At 41.7% G+C, this 20,793-nt stretch carries 15 protein-coding genes and 1 pseudogene; 10 read left to right on the top strand and 6 right to left on the bottom strand.

The features are described from left to right. Positions 1-54: 54 nt before the first annotated feature. The 9 genes and pseudogenes from RS130_RS01030 (at position 55) to RS130_RS00990 (ending at position 11,843) form a co-directional block, all read left to right on the top strand. Positions 55-2,672: pseudogene (locus RS130_RS01030) on the top strand (TonB-dependent receptor plug domain-containing protein). 1,944 nt (positions 2,673-4,616) lie between these two features. Further along, entirely contained in the window at positions 4,617-5,756 is a 1,140-nt protein-coding gene (locus RS130_RS01025; protein WP_316024394.1) for a hypothetical protein, read from the top strand. Beyond that, positions 5,728-8,445, top strand: a complete 2,718-nt coding sequence (locus RS130_RS01020) for a hypothetical protein (protein WP_316027945.1) — start codon at positions 5,728-5,730, stop codon at positions 8,443-8,445. Before RS130_RS01025 ends, RS130_RS01020 begins: the two co-directional genes overlap by 29 nt. A gap of 830 nt (positions 8,446-9,275) precedes the next feature. After that, a complete protein-coding gene (locus RS130_RS01015) occupies positions 9,276-9,551 on the top strand; it encodes a cyclic nucleotide-binding domain-containing protein (protein WP_316024393.1) in 276 nt (91 codons plus the stop codon). Beyond that, positions 9,535-9,864, top strand: a complete 330-nt coding sequence (locus tag RS130_RS01010) for a cyclic nucleotide-binding domain-containing protein (RefSeq protein WP_316024392.1) — start codon at positions 9,535-9,537, stop codon at positions 9,862-9,864. The genes RS130_RS01015 and RS130_RS01010 overlap by 17 nt, the downstream gene beginning before the upstream one ends. A 101-nt stretch (positions 9,865-9,965) precedes the next feature. After that, positions 9,966-10,592 (top strand): NAD(P)H-dependent oxidoreductase, encoded by a 627-nt coding sequence (locus RS130_RS01005; RefSeq protein WP_316024391.1) that lies wholly within the window; start codon positions 9,966-9,968, stop codon positions 10,590-10,592. A gap of 1 nt (position 10,593) precedes the next feature. After that, positions 10,594-11,088 carry a DMT family transporter gene (locus tag RS130_RS01000; RefSeq protein ID WP_316024390.1) on the top strand — a complete coding sequence of 165 codons (495 nt, stop codon included), beginning with the start codon at positions 10,594-10,596 and terminating at the stop codon, positions 11,086-11,088. Further along, positions 11,075-11,695: a hypothetical protein gene (locus RS130_RS00995; protein ID WP_316024389.1), complete on the top strand. Its 621-nt coding sequence runs from the start codon at positions 11,075-11,077 to the stop codon at positions 11,693-11,695. Before RS130_RS01000 ends, RS130_RS00995 begins: the two co-directional genes overlap by 14 nt. Positions 11,696-11,702: 7 nt before the next feature. Further along, on the top strand, positions 11,703-11,843 hold the full coding sequence (locus RS130_RS00990; RefSeq protein WP_316024388.1) for a hypothetical protein: 141 nt from the start codon (positions 11,703-11,705) through the stop codon (positions 11,841-11,843). A gap of 291 nt (positions 11,844-12,134) precedes the next feature. Here RS130_RS00990 and RS130_RS00985 read toward each other — a convergent pair whose 3' ends face one another. The 5 genes from RS130_RS00985 to RS130_RS00965 form a co-directional block, all read right to left on the bottom strand. Continuing rightward, positions 12,135-15,254 carry an efflux RND transporter permease subunit gene (locus tag RS130_RS00985; protein WP_316024387.1) on the bottom strand — a complete coding sequence of 1,040 codons (3,120 nt, stop codon included), beginning with the start codon at positions 15,252-15,254 and terminating at the stop codon, positions 12,135-12,137. A gap of 8 nt (positions 15,255-15,262) precedes the next feature. Continuing rightward, positions 15,263-16,327: an efflux RND transporter periplasmic adaptor subunit gene (locus RS130_RS00980; RefSeq protein WP_316024386.1), complete on the bottom strand. Its 1,065-nt coding sequence runs from the start codon at positions 16,325-16,327 to the stop codon at positions 15,263-15,265. Positions 16,328-16,660: 333 nt separating this feature from the next. Further along, on the bottom strand, positions 16,661-17,260 hold the full coding sequence (locus RS130_RS00975) for a hypothetical protein (protein ID WP_316024385.1): 600 nt from the start codon (positions 17,258-17,260) through the stop codon (positions 16,661-16,663). After that, positions 17,196-17,504, bottom strand: a complete 309-nt coding sequence (locus RS130_RS00970) for a hypothetical protein (RefSeq protein ID WP_316024384.1) — start codon at positions 17,502-17,504, stop codon at positions 17,196-17,198. Before RS130_RS00970 ends, RS130_RS00975 begins: the two co-directional genes overlap by 65 nt. A gap of 174 nt (positions 17,505-17,678) precedes the next feature. Continuing rightward, positions 17,679-17,873, bottom strand: coding sequence for a zinc ribbon domain-containing protein (locus tag RS130_RS00965; RefSeq protein ID WP_316024383.1), 195 nt, complete (start codon positions 17,871-17,873; stop codon positions 17,679-17,681). A 385-nt stretch (positions 17,874-18,258) separates the two neighbouring features. Between RS130_RS00965 and RS130_RS00960 the strand changes: the two genes are divergently transcribed. After that, positions 18,259-18,696 (top strand): DUF3010 family protein, encoded by a 438-nt coding sequence (locus tag RS130_RS00960; RefSeq protein WP_316024382.1) that lies wholly within the window; start codon positions 18,259-18,261, stop codon positions 18,694-18,696. 109 nt (positions 18,697-18,805) lie between these two features. Here RS130_RS00960 and RS130_RS00955 read toward each other — a convergent pair whose 3' ends face one another. Continuing rightward, the gene (locus RS130_RS00955; RefSeq protein ID WP_316024381.1) at positions 18,806-20,647 is read right to left on the bottom strand and encodes a choice-of-anchor I family protein; all 1,842 of its coding nucleotides are present in this window, start codon (positions 20,645-20,647) and stop codon (positions 18,806-18,808) included. Between the last annotated feature and the right edge of the window lie 146 nt (positions 20,648-20,793).

Raw genomic sequence — 20,793 nt, 5'->3', positions numbered from 1 at the left:
AAAATAAATACCTAGTCAAAAAAATACAAATTTAAACATACTAAGGGGAAAACTATGCTTAAGCAAAAAACGCTCAGCAAAGCAATAAAAGCCGGTCTTGCTACCTGTTCAATCAGCATGGTTAGCCTAACTACCGCGAATGCTCAAGATGCAGCAACAGCAGAAGTAGAAGAGAATCAATTTGTTGAAAAAATTGCCGTAACAGGCTCACGTGGCGCACCTAGATCAATTACCGATTCACCGGTTCCAATTGATGTTTTCAGCGAAGAAGACCTAGCGGCCGTGCCTTTTACCGATACGAATGACGTTTTGAAAACTCTCGTTCCTTCATATTCATTAGGCAGGCAGCCTATTTCAGATGGCGCTTCTTTTATACGTCCAGCTACTTTACGTGGTATGCCAACAGATAAAACTCTGGTTTTAGTTAATTCAAAACGTCGTCACCGTTCGGCTTTAGTGCAAACTTCGGGCTCTGGAACACAAGGCCCTGATGTCGCTACCATTCCTTCATCAGCTCTAAAAGGCGTAGAAGTTTTACGTGACGGCGCAGCGGCGCAGTATGGATCAGATGCAATAGCTGGGGTTATCAACTTTGTGTTAAAAGACAATGATGAAGGAGGCTCATTCTCTATTAGTACAGGCCAATTTTACGAAGGGGATGGTGAGCAAATCACCATGGCAGGTAACCTAGGTTTTGCATTGGGTACAAAAGGCTTCTTAAGTGTGTCAGCGGAATACTCAGACGCTAATTCTACTAACCGCGGTGAACAATACTGTGAAAGCTGGGCTTGTGTAGATGTAAATAGTCCCGACTTTTTAAATGGTTTAGATACCTCTGTATCGGGTTACACAGAACAGGGATTTATTGACGGTTTAGCCGATGCAAACTTAGGCGGAGAAGATGTTGTACAACCTTGGGGACAGCCAAACACCTCAGGTACTCGTATTTTCTTCAATACCGGTTACGAAATAAGTGATACGACTAAACTGTATGCCTTTGGTAATTACTCAGCGAGTGAAGGCGATGGTAGTTTTTACTATCGATACCCAGGTAACGGCACCATAGAAGATATTCGAGAAGAAGACGGCTCAATTTATAGTCCTCTTGAAAAATTCCCGGGTGGTTTTACTCCGCGTTTCTTTGGTGATATTACAGACATTTCGTTTGTAGGTGGTATTGAAGGCGAATTTGCTAACGAAATGACCTATGACTTTAGTGGACGCTTTGGTTCAAACGAAATTTCATATACCTTAAAAAACACTATTAACCCATCAATGGGCTCTGATTCACCTACTTCTTTTACACTAGGTGATTTGCTTAATGAAGAACTACAGTTTTCTGCAGACTTCACTCAGTACGTTGATCTTGGATTATATTCTGATGTTTTATTCGCCTTTGGGTTAACTTACATGGAAGAGACTTATGAGTTAACTGGTGGTGATGAAGCGTCGTACACTGATGGTCCATATTCGCTTCCTGATCCTTGGGGATTTTGTGACAATGAAGTAGCCACGGCAGCTGGGTTGGCGGTTATCGCTACTGGCTCTACTTTAAATTGTGCTGATAGCAGTGATCCGGTGTATACCGCAGTAGGCGTGGGCTCAAATGGTTTCCTGGTTATTCAAGTGAGTATTCTGGAAAGTATGAGCGAGATATGGCAGGTATTTTCTTAGATGTAAGCTCGGACTTAAGTGATTCACTTTATATGCAAGCAGCAATGCGCTACGAAGACTATTCAGATTTTGGTTCTGAGCTAGTTGGTAAGGTAGCCTTTAAGTACAGCATATCTGAAGACTTTAATATGCGAGGCTCGCTTGGCACTGGATTTCGTGCACCTACTCCCGGCCAGCAAGGTACGACTAACGTTGCCACTACCTTACCGGATGGTTTCCCGGTTGCTGTAGGCTTGTTCCCCGCCAGCAGTGCCGTAGGTCAAGCGCTAGGGGCGGACCCGTTAAAAGCTGAAACGTCACTAAACTACACCCTGGGTTTCACCGGAAATATTGACGATTTAAATATCACTTTCGATATGTACAGTATCGCTTTGGAAGATCGTTTTTATGCGATATCAACGTTAGATGTATCTACCGATCCGACATCTGGCGAAGCTTACGACAACTACTTAGCGCTTGATGCAGCTGGTGTTGTGGGGGCGAATACTATCGGTGGCGTAAGATATTTCCAAAATGCATTTGATACTACGACCACAGGTTTTGATTTTGTGGCCACCTACACTATGGGTGACACCGTCTTAACCGGATCAGTGAATTATAATTCAACTGAAATCGATAAAGCATCTGATGCGTTAAATGGTGAAGCACAATTTGATGTTGAAAATGCGATTCCTGAATGGCGTTCTGTCTTGTCAGCAAAACACAGCTTCGATATGTTGAGCTTGGTAATCAGAGCTAATTTCTACGGGGCTTACGAGAATGCTATAGCATCTGATGCAAGCTCGACTCAAGAGTATGACCCAAGTGTGTTATTTGATTTAGAAATGAACTATCAAGTTAGCGATAATATCAGCGTTGCGGCCGGTGCAAGGAATATCTTTGATACCTACCCAGACGAAGATGAAGGCGACGAATGTTGTGGTGCTGTTTACTGGTCTGGCAACATGGTTGACTGGCAAGGTGGTTACTACTACGCTCGTTTGAACTACGCTTTTTAGGTTTACCTGCTAGAAAATTAAGCGCAATCATTTATAAGATTGCCTTAGCCCCACTTTGACTCGATAACCTCAGGTTGTCGGGTCTTTTTTGTTACTAGCAGATGGTAAACCGCATGCAGAACTGCCCCCGTGGCTCTTAGCACTTTTGGCTCCGCCTCCCCAATTGAGACACCCATAAAACCTGCCGGGTTAACTAACAGCGTTAACATGGGAGTCCTGATAAGTGAAACTCTTGGATCGTAGCGCTAAGATCTCCTCCCCAATTGAGACACCCATAAAACTACAGAGTTAACGTGGGTGTCCTGATAAGCACTGATAAGCAATAAGTGAAATAGTCCATTAAAAAATACCCTAATATCACTCTGGTCATTCCGGTATGCTTTTTAGCCGGAATCCATGCCTTTAGTGTATTACCCTACGGTCATAAACCTGCCCGCAAAAATTAGAGGGGCTTGGAAAATTACTGTAGTCAGGGAAATATATTTTCTATGGCGGATGCCAGTTCGGCAGTTAGATCAAAAAGCTGGATTCCTGCTAACGACATGCAGGAATGACAGGCTTTGACCGTAATTTTACAATCAGCGCCTTCCCAATTGAGACACCCATAAAACCTGCGGGTTTAACTAACAGCGTTAACGTGGGTGTCCTGATAAGCAATAAGTGAAATAGTTCATTAAAAAACACTCTAATATCACTCTGGTCATTCCGGTATGCTTTTTAGCCGGAATCCATGCCTTTAGTGTATTACCCTACGGTCATAAACCTGCCCGCAAAAATTAGAGGGGCTTGGAAAATTACTGTAGTAAGGGAAATATATTTTCTATGGCGGATGCCAGTTCGGCAGTTAGATCAAAAAGCTGGATTCTTGCTAACGACATGCAGGAATGACAGGCTTTGACCGTAATTTTACAATCAGCGCCTTCCCAATTGAGACACCCATAAAACCTGCGGGTTTAACTAACAGCGTTAACGTGGGTGTCCTGATAAGCACTGATAAGCAATAAGCAGCGCCTTCCCAATTGAGACACCCATAAAACCTGCGGGTTTAACTAACAGCGTTAACGTGGGTGTCCTGATAAGCACTGATAAGCAATAAGTGAAATAGTCCATTAAAAAATACCCTAATATCACTCTGGTCATTCCGGTATGCTTTTTAGCCGGAATCCATGCCTTTAGTGTATTACCCTACGGTCATAAACCTGCCCGCAAAAATTAGAGGGGCTTGGAAAATTACTGTAGTCAGGGAAATATATTTTCTATGGCGGATGCCAGTTCGGCAGTTAGATCAAAAAGCTGGATTCCTGCTAACGACATGCAGGAATGACAGGCTTTGACCGTAATTTTACAATCAGCGCCTTCCCAATTGAGACACCCATAAAACCTGCGGGTTTAACTAACAGCGTTAACGTGGGTGTCCTGATAAGCAATAAGTGAAATAGTTCATTAAAAAACACTCTAATATCACTCTGGTCATTCCGGTATGCTTTTTAGCCGGAATCCATGCCTTTAGTGTATTACCCTACGGTCATAAACCTGCCCGCAAAAATTAGAGGGGCTTGGAAAATTACTGTAGTAAGGGAAATATATTTTCTATGGCGGATGCCAGTTCGGCAGTTAGATCAAAAAGCTGGATTCTTGCTAACGACATGCAGGAATGACAGGCTTTGACCGTAATTTTACAATCAGCGCCTTCCCAATCGAGACACCCATAAAACTACAGAGTTAACGTGGGTATCTTGATGATCACATATTCGTTCAATAGGGATTGACCCTTATTTGCACTGGACTTAGTAAGATCACCAACAACACTAGATATTTATCGGAATAAACTCTCAAGTCATTGTTTAATATAAAATCTTTTAATAAATAAATGAAATTTCAAAAGATTTTAAGTGCAATAAATGCTCTAATTCAATCTAACCCTGCAGTATAGGAACCCTCATTTTGACAAACATACGTATTTTCACATCAACCCTAACACTTTTGTTTTTAACTGCTTGTGGCGGAGGTGGCGGTAGTTCCAAAGACGTCGATACGTCCCCCAAAAAGACTCACTTTAGCATCACTACTGAGGTAACAGCTGGCGGGACAATATCGCCAACAACGGTGAGTGTAGAAGATGGAAATACGACAAGTTTTAACTTAAGTGCCAACAGTGACTACCAGCTAGACAGCGTTACCGGTTGTGGTGGTACGCTAACAGGCAGTACCTATGTGACCGCTAGTATTAGCACTCACTGCGAGGTCAGTGTCAGATTTATCCCAACCAGTAATATTTCTGGCGTTGCTCAATTGGGCCTGATTTCGGGAGCAAATGTGAAACTGTATGAGCTACCGGAAAAGTTACAATTGGCAGAAACAACCACGTCTATTTTAAGCGAGACCTATGGGGAATTTACGTTTGATGGCGTTGCCATAAGAGATGAGCGTTTTTATCTTATTGAGGTCAGTGGTGGCCAAGATACGGATCCTAATGACGATGGTGTGGTAGTTGAGGGTGAAGTAATAGATATAGCTGGTAAAGTCAGCGCGATTGCTAAAGGTGATCAACTGATTGAGAACCAAATAAGAGTCACGGCATTATCTGATATTCAAGCTCTTTTTGTCACCTCAAAGGTTGATGGATATGAGCTGAGCGAACCTTCGTTGTTAGATGATATAGCCGCTAGTTTAATTCAAGATATTAATAATGATGGGCTTGTAAACAGCCTTGATTTATTACTATTTAATCCGTTAGAAAATCAAAGCAGGGTAAAAGTGAGTTATACAGACTTGCTTAATGGCTACATTGACAGCATTCACAACGGTGCTGACTTAAGTCATAAACTTTTTGATTTAGTCAGTCTTTTACCCCCTACAGTAACTATTGATGGTGGCGCTTTTCAGCAAGTGCCATTTACATTAAAAGGACAGTTGTCAAATTACCCACAAGCTTTGACGACCCAATGGTTAGTAGATGGTGAAATGGTAGAGCCTGATAGTGAGCTAGCAATAACCGAAGCAGGCAGTAAGCTACTTACGGTTAAGCTTTTCAATGATGATGAGTTAGTCACTACTGTCGATAAACTCTTGGTGGCGTACTAGTACTGAAGTCGTCGCTGAAAAAGTTATCACTGCTACTGATGGAGGCGTTATCGCACTTGATTTAGATAATGCACCAGACACATTAGCCGGCACAAAGATCATCGTGCCTGCTGGTGCTTTGTGTACAGAGCAAGCTATTCGCATAAATAAAAACAGTGCTGCTATTATTCCAAGTACACAAGGTGTTTCTAGTCCTGTGATCACCTTTGAGCCAGCAGGTTTGCAATTTGAGCAAGCTGTTACGGTTAGCATGCCAGTATTTGAAAATGTAGATGGAATGGATGTAAGCAACTTGCGCATCGCGCGAACTGATGAAAATGGCGTGATTGATTACTTAAGCCCAATTAAGTTTGATGCAGAAGAATCATTGGTTTATTTTGAAACCGATCATTTCAGCAGTTATGTGGTAATTAATAAAGACATAGAAGACGCCCTGACCGATGGCTATGGTGACCCACTTTTGAAAAGTATTGTCACAGATATCAAAGATCGTTTCCCCAGCGAATATTCTGGATTGTCGAATAGCGACTGGTTGAATTATTTGTCTACAGAAATTGCCAGTGTTGGCGGTGATGATACAGCCTTGACTGTGTTCGATGCGTATCAGTCAGTAGTAACAGGCGAAGCTATTAAGAGTGAAATAGATCGAAATGGACAATCTTCTACTGTGTTGGGAGGAGCCTATCAAGGTTATGTTGGTGCTTTTGAAAAAATGTATGGTGTTAGCGCAACCCCTCAGGGTGGTGTGTTAGCAGAGTGGGATTTTGCGCAGAAAATGATTGAGTCACCATTTGACATGTTGTTAGAAGAAGCTGAAAAGCAGTTCTTCAAACACCCAACTTTAACCCGGGCTTATCTGGCATTTAAAAGTGCATCAGGCAACGCAGGTGAGGCCAGTGACAGAGTGAATGGTATTTTTTCGGATAGATTTCCTGCGGATATAAGCGAAACCAATTTAATCAGTAAATTATTGAATCTATATAAAGAAAAGTTGCTCTCAGTTGGCGGTCAAATCGTATCAGACTTTAGTGCAATAACTGTTAATAAACAAATTCAAACTTATTTTTTACTGCGCCAGTATTATTCTTCTAGTTTTTTATTGCAACAGATGCGCAATGGTGACTTTGTCGATGACGCAGGTGAAGGATTAGTGAATGGCTGGTTTTACGCAGGGGATCTAACCCCAGCAGGCTCTATACCCGATAATTTTTGGGAAATGGTTGAAGGTTTGTATCTCAAAAGTGAAAGCGCTAATGTGCAGAATTCCCGTCTAAAGGCATTATTAGATGCCGCCATCGAACTAGAAAATATTGAAGTACCAGTCAATGGCTTCTATATGCAGTCTTATCAGCAGGACAACCAAAATGAAGTTAGTTTCGAAAGTAAATGGGACGATAGTGACGTTGTAGTTTCAGCGATACCTAACCAAAGTTTTGTCCTGAGTTTCACTTTGCAAGCGGAAGGGGATGATCACTATATTAGTACTTTTAAACCTGAATTTCATATTAGTTCATTACCTAAAAAATGCTTTTTTTGCCAAGACGATCTATCGGGTTTAACCTACAGAGTGGTCAACGCCGTGAATTTATATGGTGGTGAAGTCAGTGTCATTGATGTTGAGTTTACTTATGCCGGAAGTGCTCAAGAAATTGATTATCAAATACAGTTTAAGCACAAAGGAACGAGTACTAACACTAGAAAGCTCTCGCTCAAAAGAGAGGCATTAAACTTAGCTCCCACTATTACCATTGACGCTAACCACCACACCAGTTTTAGTGCCGGAACAGAAGTGGATATATCGGCCATAGCTACAGATGCAGATGGCTCGGTAAGTATTGAATGGTACATTTTACCCTCCCATTCAATTAATTACGATAGCCAAGGTGAAAACCTTACCTTTATTGCTCCAGACGTAAGTAACGCTGAGAAAATAGACCTGATAGCCGTTGCCACCGATAATCAAGGTAAAAAGTCGAGTGATAGTATACAGATTATTATTCGACCCAAATCTAGCCTTGCGTTAGCTGATGTGGATAAGTTCTCTAATGATTTTTTGAACGGTCGTACACTTTATAACGTACATTACGAAAATGGGCTTGAAAATTGGTTACTGGCCGTTTTTAATTTTAACGGCAACCAAATGACAGCTTATGTAGACGGGGAACCAGACACCGTTTATTCAACGAATTACAGCATAACACCTCAGGGCTACATTCAATTTAACTCTTTTGAAGGCGACGGCGTTGAATATATCAACGTTGTATCGGCAACCAATGACTATTTAGAATTAGCTTGGACAAGTGATTTACAAAACATCAATAAAACCAAAAAGAATGAATATTTTCTTACAGATTATGATGCGGCGAAATCCTTTTTAGCAAACAAAACAAACTCCGATTCTAAGCCAGATGTTAGCCAAGATGTGCCTTATGTAACTGACATTAGAATGATTGGTGATGCAAGTGGTGGAGTGTTGGTGGTCAAGTTTTCAGAAAATATGCAAGAAGGATACAGTACCGAGGGGAGTTACGTACCTACTTCAGCTCAATGGCGAGACAAAACAACGTTCGCCATGTTCCTAAGCTCGTATGAGCCATCCACTGACATTATTTTGAAAAAAGAAGGATTTCGTTCAGAAAGTGGTATACAGATCGCGCAAGACTATGTGTTTAGCCTGCCAGACAACTAATGCCAATACGTAATAATAAGTAGCCACTCAGGGAGGGTTTACATAAGCTTATTCAAGGCTGAGCTGTTTGAATGAATAACTCGTTATTAAAAAGAGCCATCGTTCTTGTGAGTTCAAGTAACACAGAGCAAGCGAATTTAAAACTCGCCTAAAAGGAATGCCCTAGCGGCTTTTGCCCTTGGGCTCGGTATTTGGAAGGGAACAACCACTTGTTTAGTTTTGGGAGCCGTTAATACAGGCGGTGAAAATTAACTAGACCCGGTAACCTTTGGTTATCGGGTCTCTTTTGTTACTAGCAGATGGCAACCCGTATGTAGATCTGCCCCCGTACTTCTTAGTGCTAACATCGCCTCCCCAATTGAGACACCCATAAAACTACAGAGTTAACGTGGGTGTCCTGATAAGCGCTGATAAGCGACAGAGTTAACATGGGTGTCCTGATAAGCGCTGATAAGCGGATAAGCGTCCTGATAAGCGAAAGCTGGATTCCTGCTAACTACATGCAGGAATGACGGGCTTTGACCGCAATTTTGCAATCAGAGGGCTGGTCTCTTGCAAAGTTGAGCATCCAAGCGTAGTAGAACTTCCCCAATTGAGACACCCATAAAACTACAGAGTTAACGAGGGTGTCCTGATAAGCGCCCTTAATACAGGCAGTGAAAATTAACTAGACCCGGTAACCTTTGGTTATCGGGTCTTTTTTGGGTAGGATAAGTTTATTCGGGAATGGGTGATGCTGAGGCCAATAAAGTATTTTTGACAGATTTAGTTCAAACTTATCTAATTTGTTTAATCTTGACTTACACTTCATAGTTTTTGGAACTTACATCATGACTCAAGAGCAAGCTTTTTTGGCATTACGTCGCTCTATGGAAACTTATTCGCCTCTAAGCAACGAGACTTGGCAGTTTTTTAAGCAAATTTGTACCTTTAAATCGTTACCTAGCCAGTCGGTTTTATACCGAGCTGGCGAGATACCTAAATCATTTTCTTATATAGTAAAGGGGTTAGTTCGTTGTTTTGTGTCTGACGAGAAGGGCAATGAATACAACAAAATTTTTTTTGAAGAAGGTATGTTTCACTGGCTCCATGACGGCATTGCTTAAGGCATCGCCCTCTATACTAGCCTTTGAGGCCATTGAAAATATCAGCTTCGTTGAAATCCACTTTGCTAGTTATAGAAAATTATTGTTAGAAAAAGAAGATCTAAAACTATTTCAGATTTATTATTTAGAACAAAATTGGCTATTGGCAAAGGACGAGCGGGAAATTCAGATAGTGCAACAAGAAGCCACTGAGCGGTACCTTAGTTTTATTGAGAGGTATCCTCAGTTAGTTGAACGCTTGCCCCAGTACCATATCGCTTCACATCTCGGTATTACGCCTACTCAATTAAGCCGAATTCGAAAAAAACTGTAGTTTATCAACCTATGTAAATGAGCTAATTGCTGCGATTAATTATCCTGCGTTTGTCACTAGCCAGTGTTAGTGACGTATAGATAAATAATAGGAGTAATTAAATGAATATTTTGGCTGCTTTAAATTGGCGTTATGCGGTGAAGAGTTTTTCAGATAGACAAGTTGGTCAACAGCAACTTGATGATTTATTAAATGCCACCCGGTTAAGTGCCTCATCATATGGTTTACAGCCCTATAAAATTTTAGTGGTGTCGGCCAAAAAACGACGAGAGCAACTCTTGCCTTATTCTTTTGGTCAGGAAAAAATAGTGCATTGTTCTCACCTAATAATACTGGCGGCAGAGAAGAAAATTGGTGATCAAACGGTCGATCGCTTTATTGCAAAGTATGCTCAAATTAACAATAAACCGGTGGAGGACTTGGCTAAGTTTTCAGATCATATGAAGTCTGCTTTAGCGGCTAAATCTTTATTGCAAAAACAAGAATGGGCTCATCAACAGGCCTATATTGCACTGGGTACTTTATTAACTAGTGCAGCAAGCATGCAAATTGATACTTGTCCTATGACAGGGTTTGAGTCTAAAGGTTATGATCAAGTACTAGGTTTAGATCAGTTAGGTTTGACCTCCTCGGTTATTTGTCCAATTGGTTATCGAGATCAGGAAGATCCCCAAGCTACTCTGACCAAGGTCCGCTTCGATTTTAATGAGTTAGTGCTGGAGCTTTAATATGTTGGTTTTTGCACTATTAGCTGTACTGGCTGGCGCGGCAATTGCTCTGCAAGCCAGTATGAATGCTCAGCTTGGGATGCTGCTAAAAAGTTCTATGCTGGCAACCAGTATCGCTTTTATGGTGAGTTTTGGGTTTGCGGTGTTGGTCACTATCGCCACTACTCATAGGTATCCTCAATTAAGTGATCTAGGCAATGTCCCTTTTTATTTGTGGTTTAGCGGCGGAGCATTAGCGGCTTTTGGAGTGGGTATGTTTTATTTCTTGATCCCTAAGATGGGTGTGGGTGCTGTAATGTCTTTTGCCCTAACCGGGCAATTATGTGTGGCGATATTTGCTAGCCACTTTGGATGGTTTGAGTTACCTATCAAGCAGCTGGATTGGTTTAAATGTATTGGTCTATTAATGCTAGTGAGTGGGGTATTTCTAATTAATTGGCATTCGGCGGAAACTACTCCCGTGATAGTTGACGAGGTGAGCCATGAACTTGAATAAAGCTAATCTAGATAATTTAACCCGTTTATGGAAAAGATATGGTGCGAGTTTAATGGCCAATCAGGGGGAGCAATGTTACCTAAATAATAGATGGCCCTTTCGCGCATGGGCAGAGCCACTGACTGAAAATCTCATCCAAGGCTCTTTGGATGAAGCTTGGTTAAGCACCTTGCCTGTATCAACTATTTTACCCATTTGTCAAAAGACTAGCCAAGCTCGAACTCAAAAGGTTAATCAACAAGTTTACGAAATTGAGGCAAGCTTACTAAGTCAAAACTGGCACTTTAGTTTTGGGCAAACGGCTATGTATTTACCTCTATCAGGTAAAGTGAGAGAACAGAGCGCATTTAATAGTAAATTTGAGATTGAACAAGTCACACATACTCATACTCTTAAGCTCTGGGTTCAGGTTACCAGCGAAGCCTTTGGTTACCAAGTTGATGAGACTGTTATTCAAAGGTTGATAGGGGCTGAGGATGTGCAAATCTTGTTAGTCAAATTTGGTGGGCAAGCCGTTGCAACTGCCTTATTGTTTAAAACTGCTGATGTGATTGGTGTGCATCAAGTTGGAGTACACCCTAAGGGCGCAAGGACAGGGTATTGCTAAAAATTTAATGTTAGCGTTAATCCAACTAAGTAGTGATTGGGGAAATAAATATATGGTTCTTCAAGCTTCAGAACTAGGCTTGCCACTTTATAAAAACTTAGGTTTTATTAGTCAGTTTACTATTCGTAATTACCAAAAAATTATCTAGGCACCCACAAAACTCATCACTGCTAAGGCGCATCTTCCATGAACTAATACAAATTGTTAAGTATATTTTCTAGGTGATTCACGGATAGAGCTTCTTGCTATCATAAATAGACCTAGCACTCTTATAAACCTTACCATAATACAATTTGGTGTATTCTTAACCGACGGTATGGTATGAAAATTTAATAAAAACGATAGGTATCATCCCGAGTCAGGTTAAATAAAAAAGCACCGTCAGTTTCCTGCGGTGCTTTAACATTCTACTTATGCTGAATAGTTATTTAAGCCAGACCTAGAAGTCTTCTCCTTTTTGGTAGGGGATGTCTTTTTGTAACTTATCAAGTTTTTGGCTAATGGCTAAGGGTGAGCCTGTGTTTCGGGCTAACCAGTAATATGCAGTAGGGATGATGAACAGTGTTAATATTGCTGATACTAAAACTCCTGCAAAAATGACCATACCAATTACTGTGCGGCTTTCTGCCCCCGGGCCTGTAGCCAAGACTAAAGGTAGTGAGCTAAATACTGTGGTAAAGCCAGTCATGACTATGGGACGTAAGCGCAACATGGCGGCCTTTTTCAACGCTAGTTCGAACTCGGTACCAGCATCTCGTAGTTGATTGGCAAATTCGACAATTAAAATACCATTTTTGGCTGCTAAGCCTATCAACATAACTAGGCCTATTTGGCTGTATATATTTAGGGTCATCCCCGCGAAATACAAGCCAATAAATGCGCCCACTAGCGCCAGTGGTACGGTAAGCATGATCACCCATGGGTGTACCCAGCTTTCAAACTGGGCAGCTAATATTAGGTAGACAATAGCCAGTGCCATTAGAAATATAAACAGTACCGAATTTCCCGCTTCTTGATAGAGCTGTGACTCACCTTTGTAGTCTACCGATACGCCATCAGGCAATTCAGTATCCACAATGTGATTCAAATACTCGAGTGCTTGGCCGATTGTGTACCCTTCGGCTAAGCTAGCGCTAATGGTGATACTGCGCATCCGATTAAACCTATTGAGTTTAGAAGAGGTCGCGCGCTCCTTGATGGTTAACAAGTTGGCCATTGGGATCAGTTTGCCGGTGGTTTGCGAGCGAACATACAAATTATCGATACTTTGTGGACTGCGATAGTCTGCTCTAAAACCTTCTAATATTACGTCGTATTCTTGCCCTCGGTCTAAAAAGGTTGATACTTTGCGCTGGCCTAACATTGTTTCTAGGGTTCGGCCAATATCACTAACTGACACGCCTAAGTCGGCAGCACGCTCTGTGTCAATATCCACCAAAAGCTGTGGCCAAGTTTCTTTGTAATCGGTGTCTAGTCTTATTAGTTTTGGATTTTCTTGGGCAACTGACAATAGCTTGTCTCGCCATTGTACTAAGTCTTCGTAAGTATCGCCTTGTAATACAAACTGCACTGGACGACCTACACCACGGCCACCAATGCCACTACGCATTACCGCAAAGGCGCGAATATCAGGAATAACCGAGAGTTTTTGTGTAATTTCATTCATTAGTTCAAATGATGAACGGCGGTTTTCCAAGCCATCATCTTGAATCGGTGTGCCCACTACGGCAATACCTGAGCTGCCACCAAAGCCTGGGGTTCTGACTAGTACTCTGCTCACTTCATTAGACTCTAAGTAGGGCAGTAATAGCTCTTCGACCTGCGCTAAATGCTTACTATTTTCTTTGAAGCTAGCGCCTTCGGCAGACTGCATCATGATAAAGAAATTTCGTCTGTCTTCTTTAGGTACAAACTCACTGGGTATGATTTCGGCAAGTCTAACTAAAGCGGCAATGCTGACAATAACGAGTAACGTCATCAAAATAGGCTGATGAATGGTTTTTCCCAGCACTCTAAAATAAGCATGTTCAAGTTTTTTGAAGGTTTTGTCCATCCATGCGCCAAAGCCAGATTTTCGCTCACTCTTTTTTAGCAGTTTAGAGCTGAGCATAGGCGTTAGGGTTAAAGCGGTCACACTTGAAAATGCCACTGCTGCGGCAATGGCTAAGGCAAATTCGGTAAATAAACGGCCTATGTTTCCTTGTAAAAAAACCAAAGGCATAAATACGGCGATTAACACTAAGGTTGTGGCTATAACGGCAAAACCCACTTCTCTGGTGCCTCGATAGGCTGCAAGTAATTTAGGTTCGCCCATTTCGATACGTCTTGATATGTTTTCTAATACTACTATGGCGTCGTCTACTACTAAGCCAATTGCCAAAACCATCGCTAAAAGGGTTAGCAAGTTAATCGAAAAACCTAACGCATACATAATGGTGAAGGCTGCCACTAAAGAAACAGGCACGGTTATCGCTGGAATGAGGGTGGCACGTATGTTCCCCAAGAAAATATAGATCACCAATACCACCATTAACATAGCGATGGCTAAGGTGTTATACACTTCATCAATAGACGCCTCGATAAACTGCGAAGAGTCATAACTTGGTACAATGAAAATGTTGTCTGGTAGTGTTTTTTCTATTTGTTCAATGGCGGCTCTAGATGCTCGGGCGACTTCTAAGGTGTTGGCTTTGGATTGCTTGATAATACCAAGGCCAATCATGTTTACTCCGTCACCTCTAAACTCGTTTTGATCGTCTTCTGCGCCTAATTCGACAGTAGCAACATCACCTAATCTGACCAGGTAACCATCTGCGCCCATTTTTATCGCTAATTTAGCAAAATCATCAGGGTTTAAGTAGCTACGGGCAACGCGTACTTCAAAGTCACGCTGGGTTGACTCTACTTCCCCTGCCGGCAATTCTACATTTTCAGCACGAATCACTTGTTCGATATCGTTTACGGTAATGTCTCTAGATGCCATAGCGTTGCGATCTAGCCAAACCTTCATGGCATAACTTCGGCCTCCGCCTATACGTATACGGGCCACGCCTTCTGCTACCGATAATTTATCAACTACAAATCTGTCAGCGTAGTCTGTAAGCTCCATAACGCTCATGCTGTCGCTGCGTAGGTTGTACCAAATGATGACATCTTCGTCTGAGCTAGATTTAGATATTTCAGGAGGATCCGCTTGATCGGGTAAGTTATTCAGTGCTCGACTGACACGCTCGCGTACATCGTTAGAAGCCGCGTCTATATCTCGCGATAAATGAAACTCGATGCTGATAGAAGACCTACCATTGCTACTAGTAGAAGTGATACTTTTAATACCTTCAATGCCACTAATACGATCTTCAATGAGTTGGGTGATACGAGTTTCGACGATTGATGAAGAGGCGCCCGTGTAGTTAGTACTAATTGATACAATTGGCGGATCAATGTCGGGATATTCTCGCAGCGAGAGCATCGTTACTGCCACTATACCAAATACGACTAACAGTAAATTGATGACCGAGGCAAAAACGGGGCGCTTTATGGATAAGTCAGATAACAACATAACGTCCCCTAATCCTTAATCGTGACTGAAGATAATACATTAACTTGTGAGCCATTTTTTAAGCGCAATGCGCCTTCGACTACTACTTGGTCATTTTCAGTTATACCCTCGGTAATTTGCGCAATACCAGGTTTACGTAACCCTACTGTAACTTCTCTTTGCTCGGCTATGTTGTCTTTCAAAAGGAAAACAAATTGTTTATCTTCGATTGGTACTAAGGCACTTTCTGGTAGTACTAAGGTACGCAAAACTTGTTTTTGCACATTAAGTTGTAACAACATACCAGGGCGCAATTTTAGGTCTTTGTTATCAACCACGGCACGAATTTGAATGGCTCGGGTGATGGGATCGACTCTAGAGGCGATATTAGATATTTTGCCGGTGAAGGTTTCTCCAGGGTAAGCGACGGATGTTGCAGATACTGTTTGACCGCTGTGTACGCTAGGTAAGTGTTGTTCAGCGATGGTAAAATCTACCTTTATTGAGCTCATATCGTCTAAAGTGACAATTAAGTCGCCCGGTTCAACTAAGGCTCCCACACTGACATTACGCACACCTAAAAGGCCCCCAAAAGGTGCCCGCAGTTCAAGCTCGTCGAGCTGCGTCTTAGCGACTTCAAGTTGTGCTTTTAATGCCTTAACTCTAGCGCCTTGTTCGTCTAACAATTGTTTTGAGGCTACGCTGAGTTGGGCTAAGTTGTCGATTCGTTTTAATTGGCGTTTAGCTTCTTGCAAATTTATGTCTAGCTCATTGAGTCTTGCTTGTTCTTCGCGATCATTCAGCTTTAGAAGTAGTTGGCCTTTTTTAACAATATCGCCATCATCAAAATAAATACTCTGCACTATGTCTGAGGTTTGTGCCGTAATGGTAGTGGACTCATTTGCATTTGCGGTACCTAGCGCTTCGACCGTAACAGGAAATTCCTGCTCTACAACGGTATAGGTTCTGACAGGCGTTGTCGTCGACGTTTGCTTTTGCTGTTGCTCATCTGTTGGCAAGTATAAATAAACTAGTAAGCCACTAACCAAAATCAACGCAATGAGAATGGGCGAAAGTATTTTTCCTTTAGACATGAAGAAACCTTTTTTAGGATGTTAAATTTATAAAACGGTGACGCACTGGTATTAGACTAAAGTAGTAGTCAAACCATGCTATTTTTAATGGATTAGTCACGTAAAGCAATAACCACACCTTTTTCTTTTGTATGTAAATGTGTTTTTGTAACAAAAATCGTATTGGAGCTATGGATCGTTATTCGCTCGATGTTTCTAGCCGAGTGGACCATAGCTGATGTTCACCATAGCTAAAAAATTAGACCGGATGGTCGTTTTTGAGATATGCAATCGCGGTGGGGAATAGCTTAATCTTGCGTGCTTTGCGAGAAATAATTCAAAAATGGTGCAATCTTATGGAATGATTTCATAGCTGTACTTTTTGCTGGCAATGGCTTGTTCACTAGAGCGGGCAATGTTACCCAGTTTTAATTCTGCTGGCCCCGTGGGTTCCATTAAAGTGTAGTTAATTCCTTCAATGTCGAGTCTTCGTCCGCGACGGTTATTATTAATATTTATACCCAAAAGAGCATGTTTGGGTAAATACAACATGACCATTTTAACCTCGGGTAGTACTGAGCGAATTAAACTCGCCGCTAGGACAGACTTACTATCGCAATCCCCTTGGTTGTTTGACAATACCAAGGATGGTGGCAGGTATCCTGCACCATTTGTAGTTTGTCTATCTTGCAAAGTGTTGTAAGGAATACTTTGTACCCAACTCAATAACAGATTGACGAATGATTGAGTATTGTTCGTGGCTGAAATTTTCTTGTTTAACGCTTGAGCCGCTGGAGACAGTGATGCCTTGCCCTCTTCAATATAGCGTAAATGATCGGGTTTAATAAATTGTTGGCCAACATGGGTTTGCAGATAGCTAAGGTAATTGTCATCTAAGTATTGTTGGTACGCTTGCGCTTGAGCTACGCTGAATAGTGCGTTGCCATTTTTCAAGCTGCTCGGGTGAGCGGCTAGTGACTTGAACTTCAATATCTTGCCCTTGTCGATAAATATTCACTCTGGCATCTTTGGGGTTAATTTTCCGTGCTGCTTTGTACAATTCAATATAGACATACTGGTTGGCCGAGTTGGCCACAAACTTCTTATGGTGCTTACGATTAACTTCTTGCAGTGGCAATGAAAATGATAGCTGCTGAATCTGTTGTTGCAGGCCTTGCCACTGATAGTTGAAAAGCATTTCTCCTTTTTTTGTTTCCGTATTAAAGACAAGCTGGCTCGCATTGCCGCTCGAGTTGCAGCAAAACAGAGTGAGCACTATTACTAACCGAATAACTTGTTTAGCCAACAGAAAAAAACCTAATAAGTGGATCTAAAAAATAAGATAGCACTTATCTGGTTACTGTGGAATTTGTCATTCTGAGTCGGTGGTGGCGATGATGTTGATGGGATCGTGTAAACCAGTGGTGATGGTTATTTCAATAGGACAACAGCAGATTTGGCAATCAACAATCAGTTGTTGATTGATGTCGTTGTCTAAGTCAACTTCGATGTCATTGACTTCCATACAATAAGGACAACTAAATTCAGAATTGGTCGTTAAGCTCATGATATTTCCTTATATGTTCGTTAAAAGAGATGACTCATCTTTACGAAGCGGCTTTCAGGTAAACCCTGTTGTAACTACAGCATAATGCCAATGCCGCTTGTACCAAGCGCTCCATATTAACAATTACACATACTTTGTTCATAAGCTGATGTTTTAAAAAAGCTTATAGAATGGTATGGCAATTAAATGAATCATTTCGACATTTTTTAAGGAGTATTCATCCGTATGTATGATTTTATATACCTTTTCTTTGTTGCACTTCTGAGAAAGTTTTGGCCGAGGTTAAATATAGTGCTGAATTTAGCAAGGTAAGTTACGTTAAAATGCACCGACAGAAAATTCTATTTACGCTATAATCGGCGCAATTAATTATGAGGGCAATGTGATGCGTGTATGTGGTGTTGAGTTAAGTGGAAATGATGCAAATATATGTTTGTTATCTTTGGCAGATGAAGTGTTTCAAATTCCAGATTGCCGTGCGCGTAAATTAACGCATCCGAAAGATGCAGACGCTGGTGACCTTAAGTATTTTTATTCGACTTTTGCCAAGTTAGTAGAAGATTATAAAATTGATAAGATCATTATTCGCCAGCGTCCAATGAAAGGTAAGTTTGCTGGTGGTGCTGTGGGATTTAAACTTGAAGCTGCCATTGAGTTATTAGATAACGTTGAGGTGATTGTGTTATCTCCCACCGCTATAAAAGAATCATTAAAACGTAATCCTGTGCATGTGCCAATGGCTGAAACAGGACTTAAGATGTTTCAGGAAACGGCATTCAATACAGCGTTCGCCTATTTGATGAAAGACAAATACGATATCTAGGGTAGCAAACGACGGGTGACTCGTTGAACATATCACTATATAAAAAAGCCGTTACTTACTTAAGTATGCACTTAAAAAGTAACGGCGTTTTTAGTTATTGAAGTGGGTATTATTTTTCAGTTACCTGCCATACAGAAACCGTACCACTTACTTCATTACCTACTACTAACAAAGCAACGCCAGTAGGACTATTTTCAGCACTCACAAAAGCCATGCCTTCTGGTGCGCTGTCGCCAATAATATCGCCACCTTCAGTAATATCACGATTAATCACGTAGTCTACAAATTGGCTATCGTAGGGATTGGTAATGTCATAAACAAAGATACCGCCCATTCGCTCAAGTCCAATAAATGCATAGGTTTTATCGCCAACTTTACCCACAGTTAATGCTTCTGGCTCTGGGCCTTTATTTGATGAGCGAGCGTCACCTTCGTTTTCGTCATTGTTATTGTTAAATAGATCACCGTGAATAGAAGCAGTAATGCGTTCGAAGTCATCTCCCGAATCAAATACCACTAAGCCATTGTTATCCCAAATAGTGAATGAACGGGCTCCGTAAGCGTATAAACTTTCGTACTCACCATCATCATCTGTGTCACCTAATTCGCTGGTGACCGTTAGTCGACCAAGAGGGTAGGCGGTAAAATCGAAATCTTCCGGGTCATCGCCGGCTATCGCAGCTAGATTTGAACCTGCTGCATAGTCAAGCTTTCGTGCTTGGGTTTCGTCTGTATATGACAAACAACCATCATCTTCATCGAAGTCTTGTCCACCTGCCGCTTCACATAAATCCTCGTCTTGCTCTCCATCGGCATTCAGCGTGTCGAAAAAGTACTCTCGGGCATCACCTTCGTTAGCTGTGACTAAAAAGTTGGCGTCTTTCCATTGAAAAGAGGCAATTGTATCTGGCATGTACAAACCGTATAAATCTTGGTATTGACCAAAACTAACTGCGCCATCTTCCATACTGTCAATTTGATAGTTGCTCCAATCCTTGTATCCTAAACCTATAATTTTTACGCTGTTGTCAGTTAGGTTAACAATGGCTAAACCGTTGTTTTCTTGCAGGGTAATGTAGGCCATTTGATCAGTAGTGGTAATGTATTCAGGTTCGAGATCTTGGGCTACTGTCGTGTCAATTAGGTTGCCATTAATTGTACGGCCACTTGGATTGGGAAAGTGCATGCCTTGCGCTTCAAGTTCTACTTGTTTGCCATTGTATGCGGCAAAACTTATAGCTGTGGCCGAATCGGCTGGGGTGCCGTCAGTAATGGTAATAACAGATACCGATCCTTCTGGGTCAATACTGTAGTCACCACTTGGTTCACCTTCATTAGCCGTTAGTACCTTACTGCCGTCGGGAGTAAAGGTTACCATGTCTGGTAAATTTCCTACTTCAACCGCTTTGACAAAAGTAGGAGTGGTAGAATTGACGCCATCATAAAATAGTACATATCCATTACTTGCTTTGTCTTCGGCTGGCACGGCTATGGCCATTAAGTCTCCAGACACAGATATACTAGTCGGTCCATCTAAATCGACCCCGGAAATGTCCGTGGGTAATATTAATGCTGTTGTGGTCAGGTTGTCTGCTGTCAGTGGATCGAGTATTGCTTCTTGGCTAATATTACTTGCGTCAATTATTTCAACTGTGGGGTCATCTGCCGCACTGTTAATAGCGTATATGGTGTTAGTAGCAGCGTGATACTGAACGATTTCTGCGGCCCCTTCAGGGTCGCTAGGGTTAAGTTGAATGCGGCCAACAATACTCAAGCTAATACCGGCGTTAGCGTCTTGTCCGTCTGCACCACTAGGGCCCTGTGCGCCATCTTGTCCGTTTGCGCCTGCTATTCCGTCTTGTCCATCATCCCCTTCTAACGCACATCCGGTAATTGATAAACTTATTGCTAACGCAATAGCTGTTTTACGGTAAAAATTGAACTTTGTCACTTAAGTATTTCCTCATGCTGATAGTAGTTTGATGAACAGCATATGAAAATAGCGTGACACTTCTGTGATATAAAAATGATCGCTTTATGACAGTGAAATGGAAAAATGCATGTGTTGTTACAAAAGTGTATTGCAACGCCTAAACT

Source organism: Paraglaciecola aquimarina (genome assembly GCF_032464635.1).
Classification (GTDB): domain Bacteria; phylum Pseudomonadota; class Gammaproteobacteria; order Enterobacterales; family Alteromonadaceae; genus Paraglaciecola; species Paraglaciecola aquimarina.
Note: the sequence above shows the minus strand (reverse complement) of the source record. Positions and strands in the feature narration are given on the sequence as shown.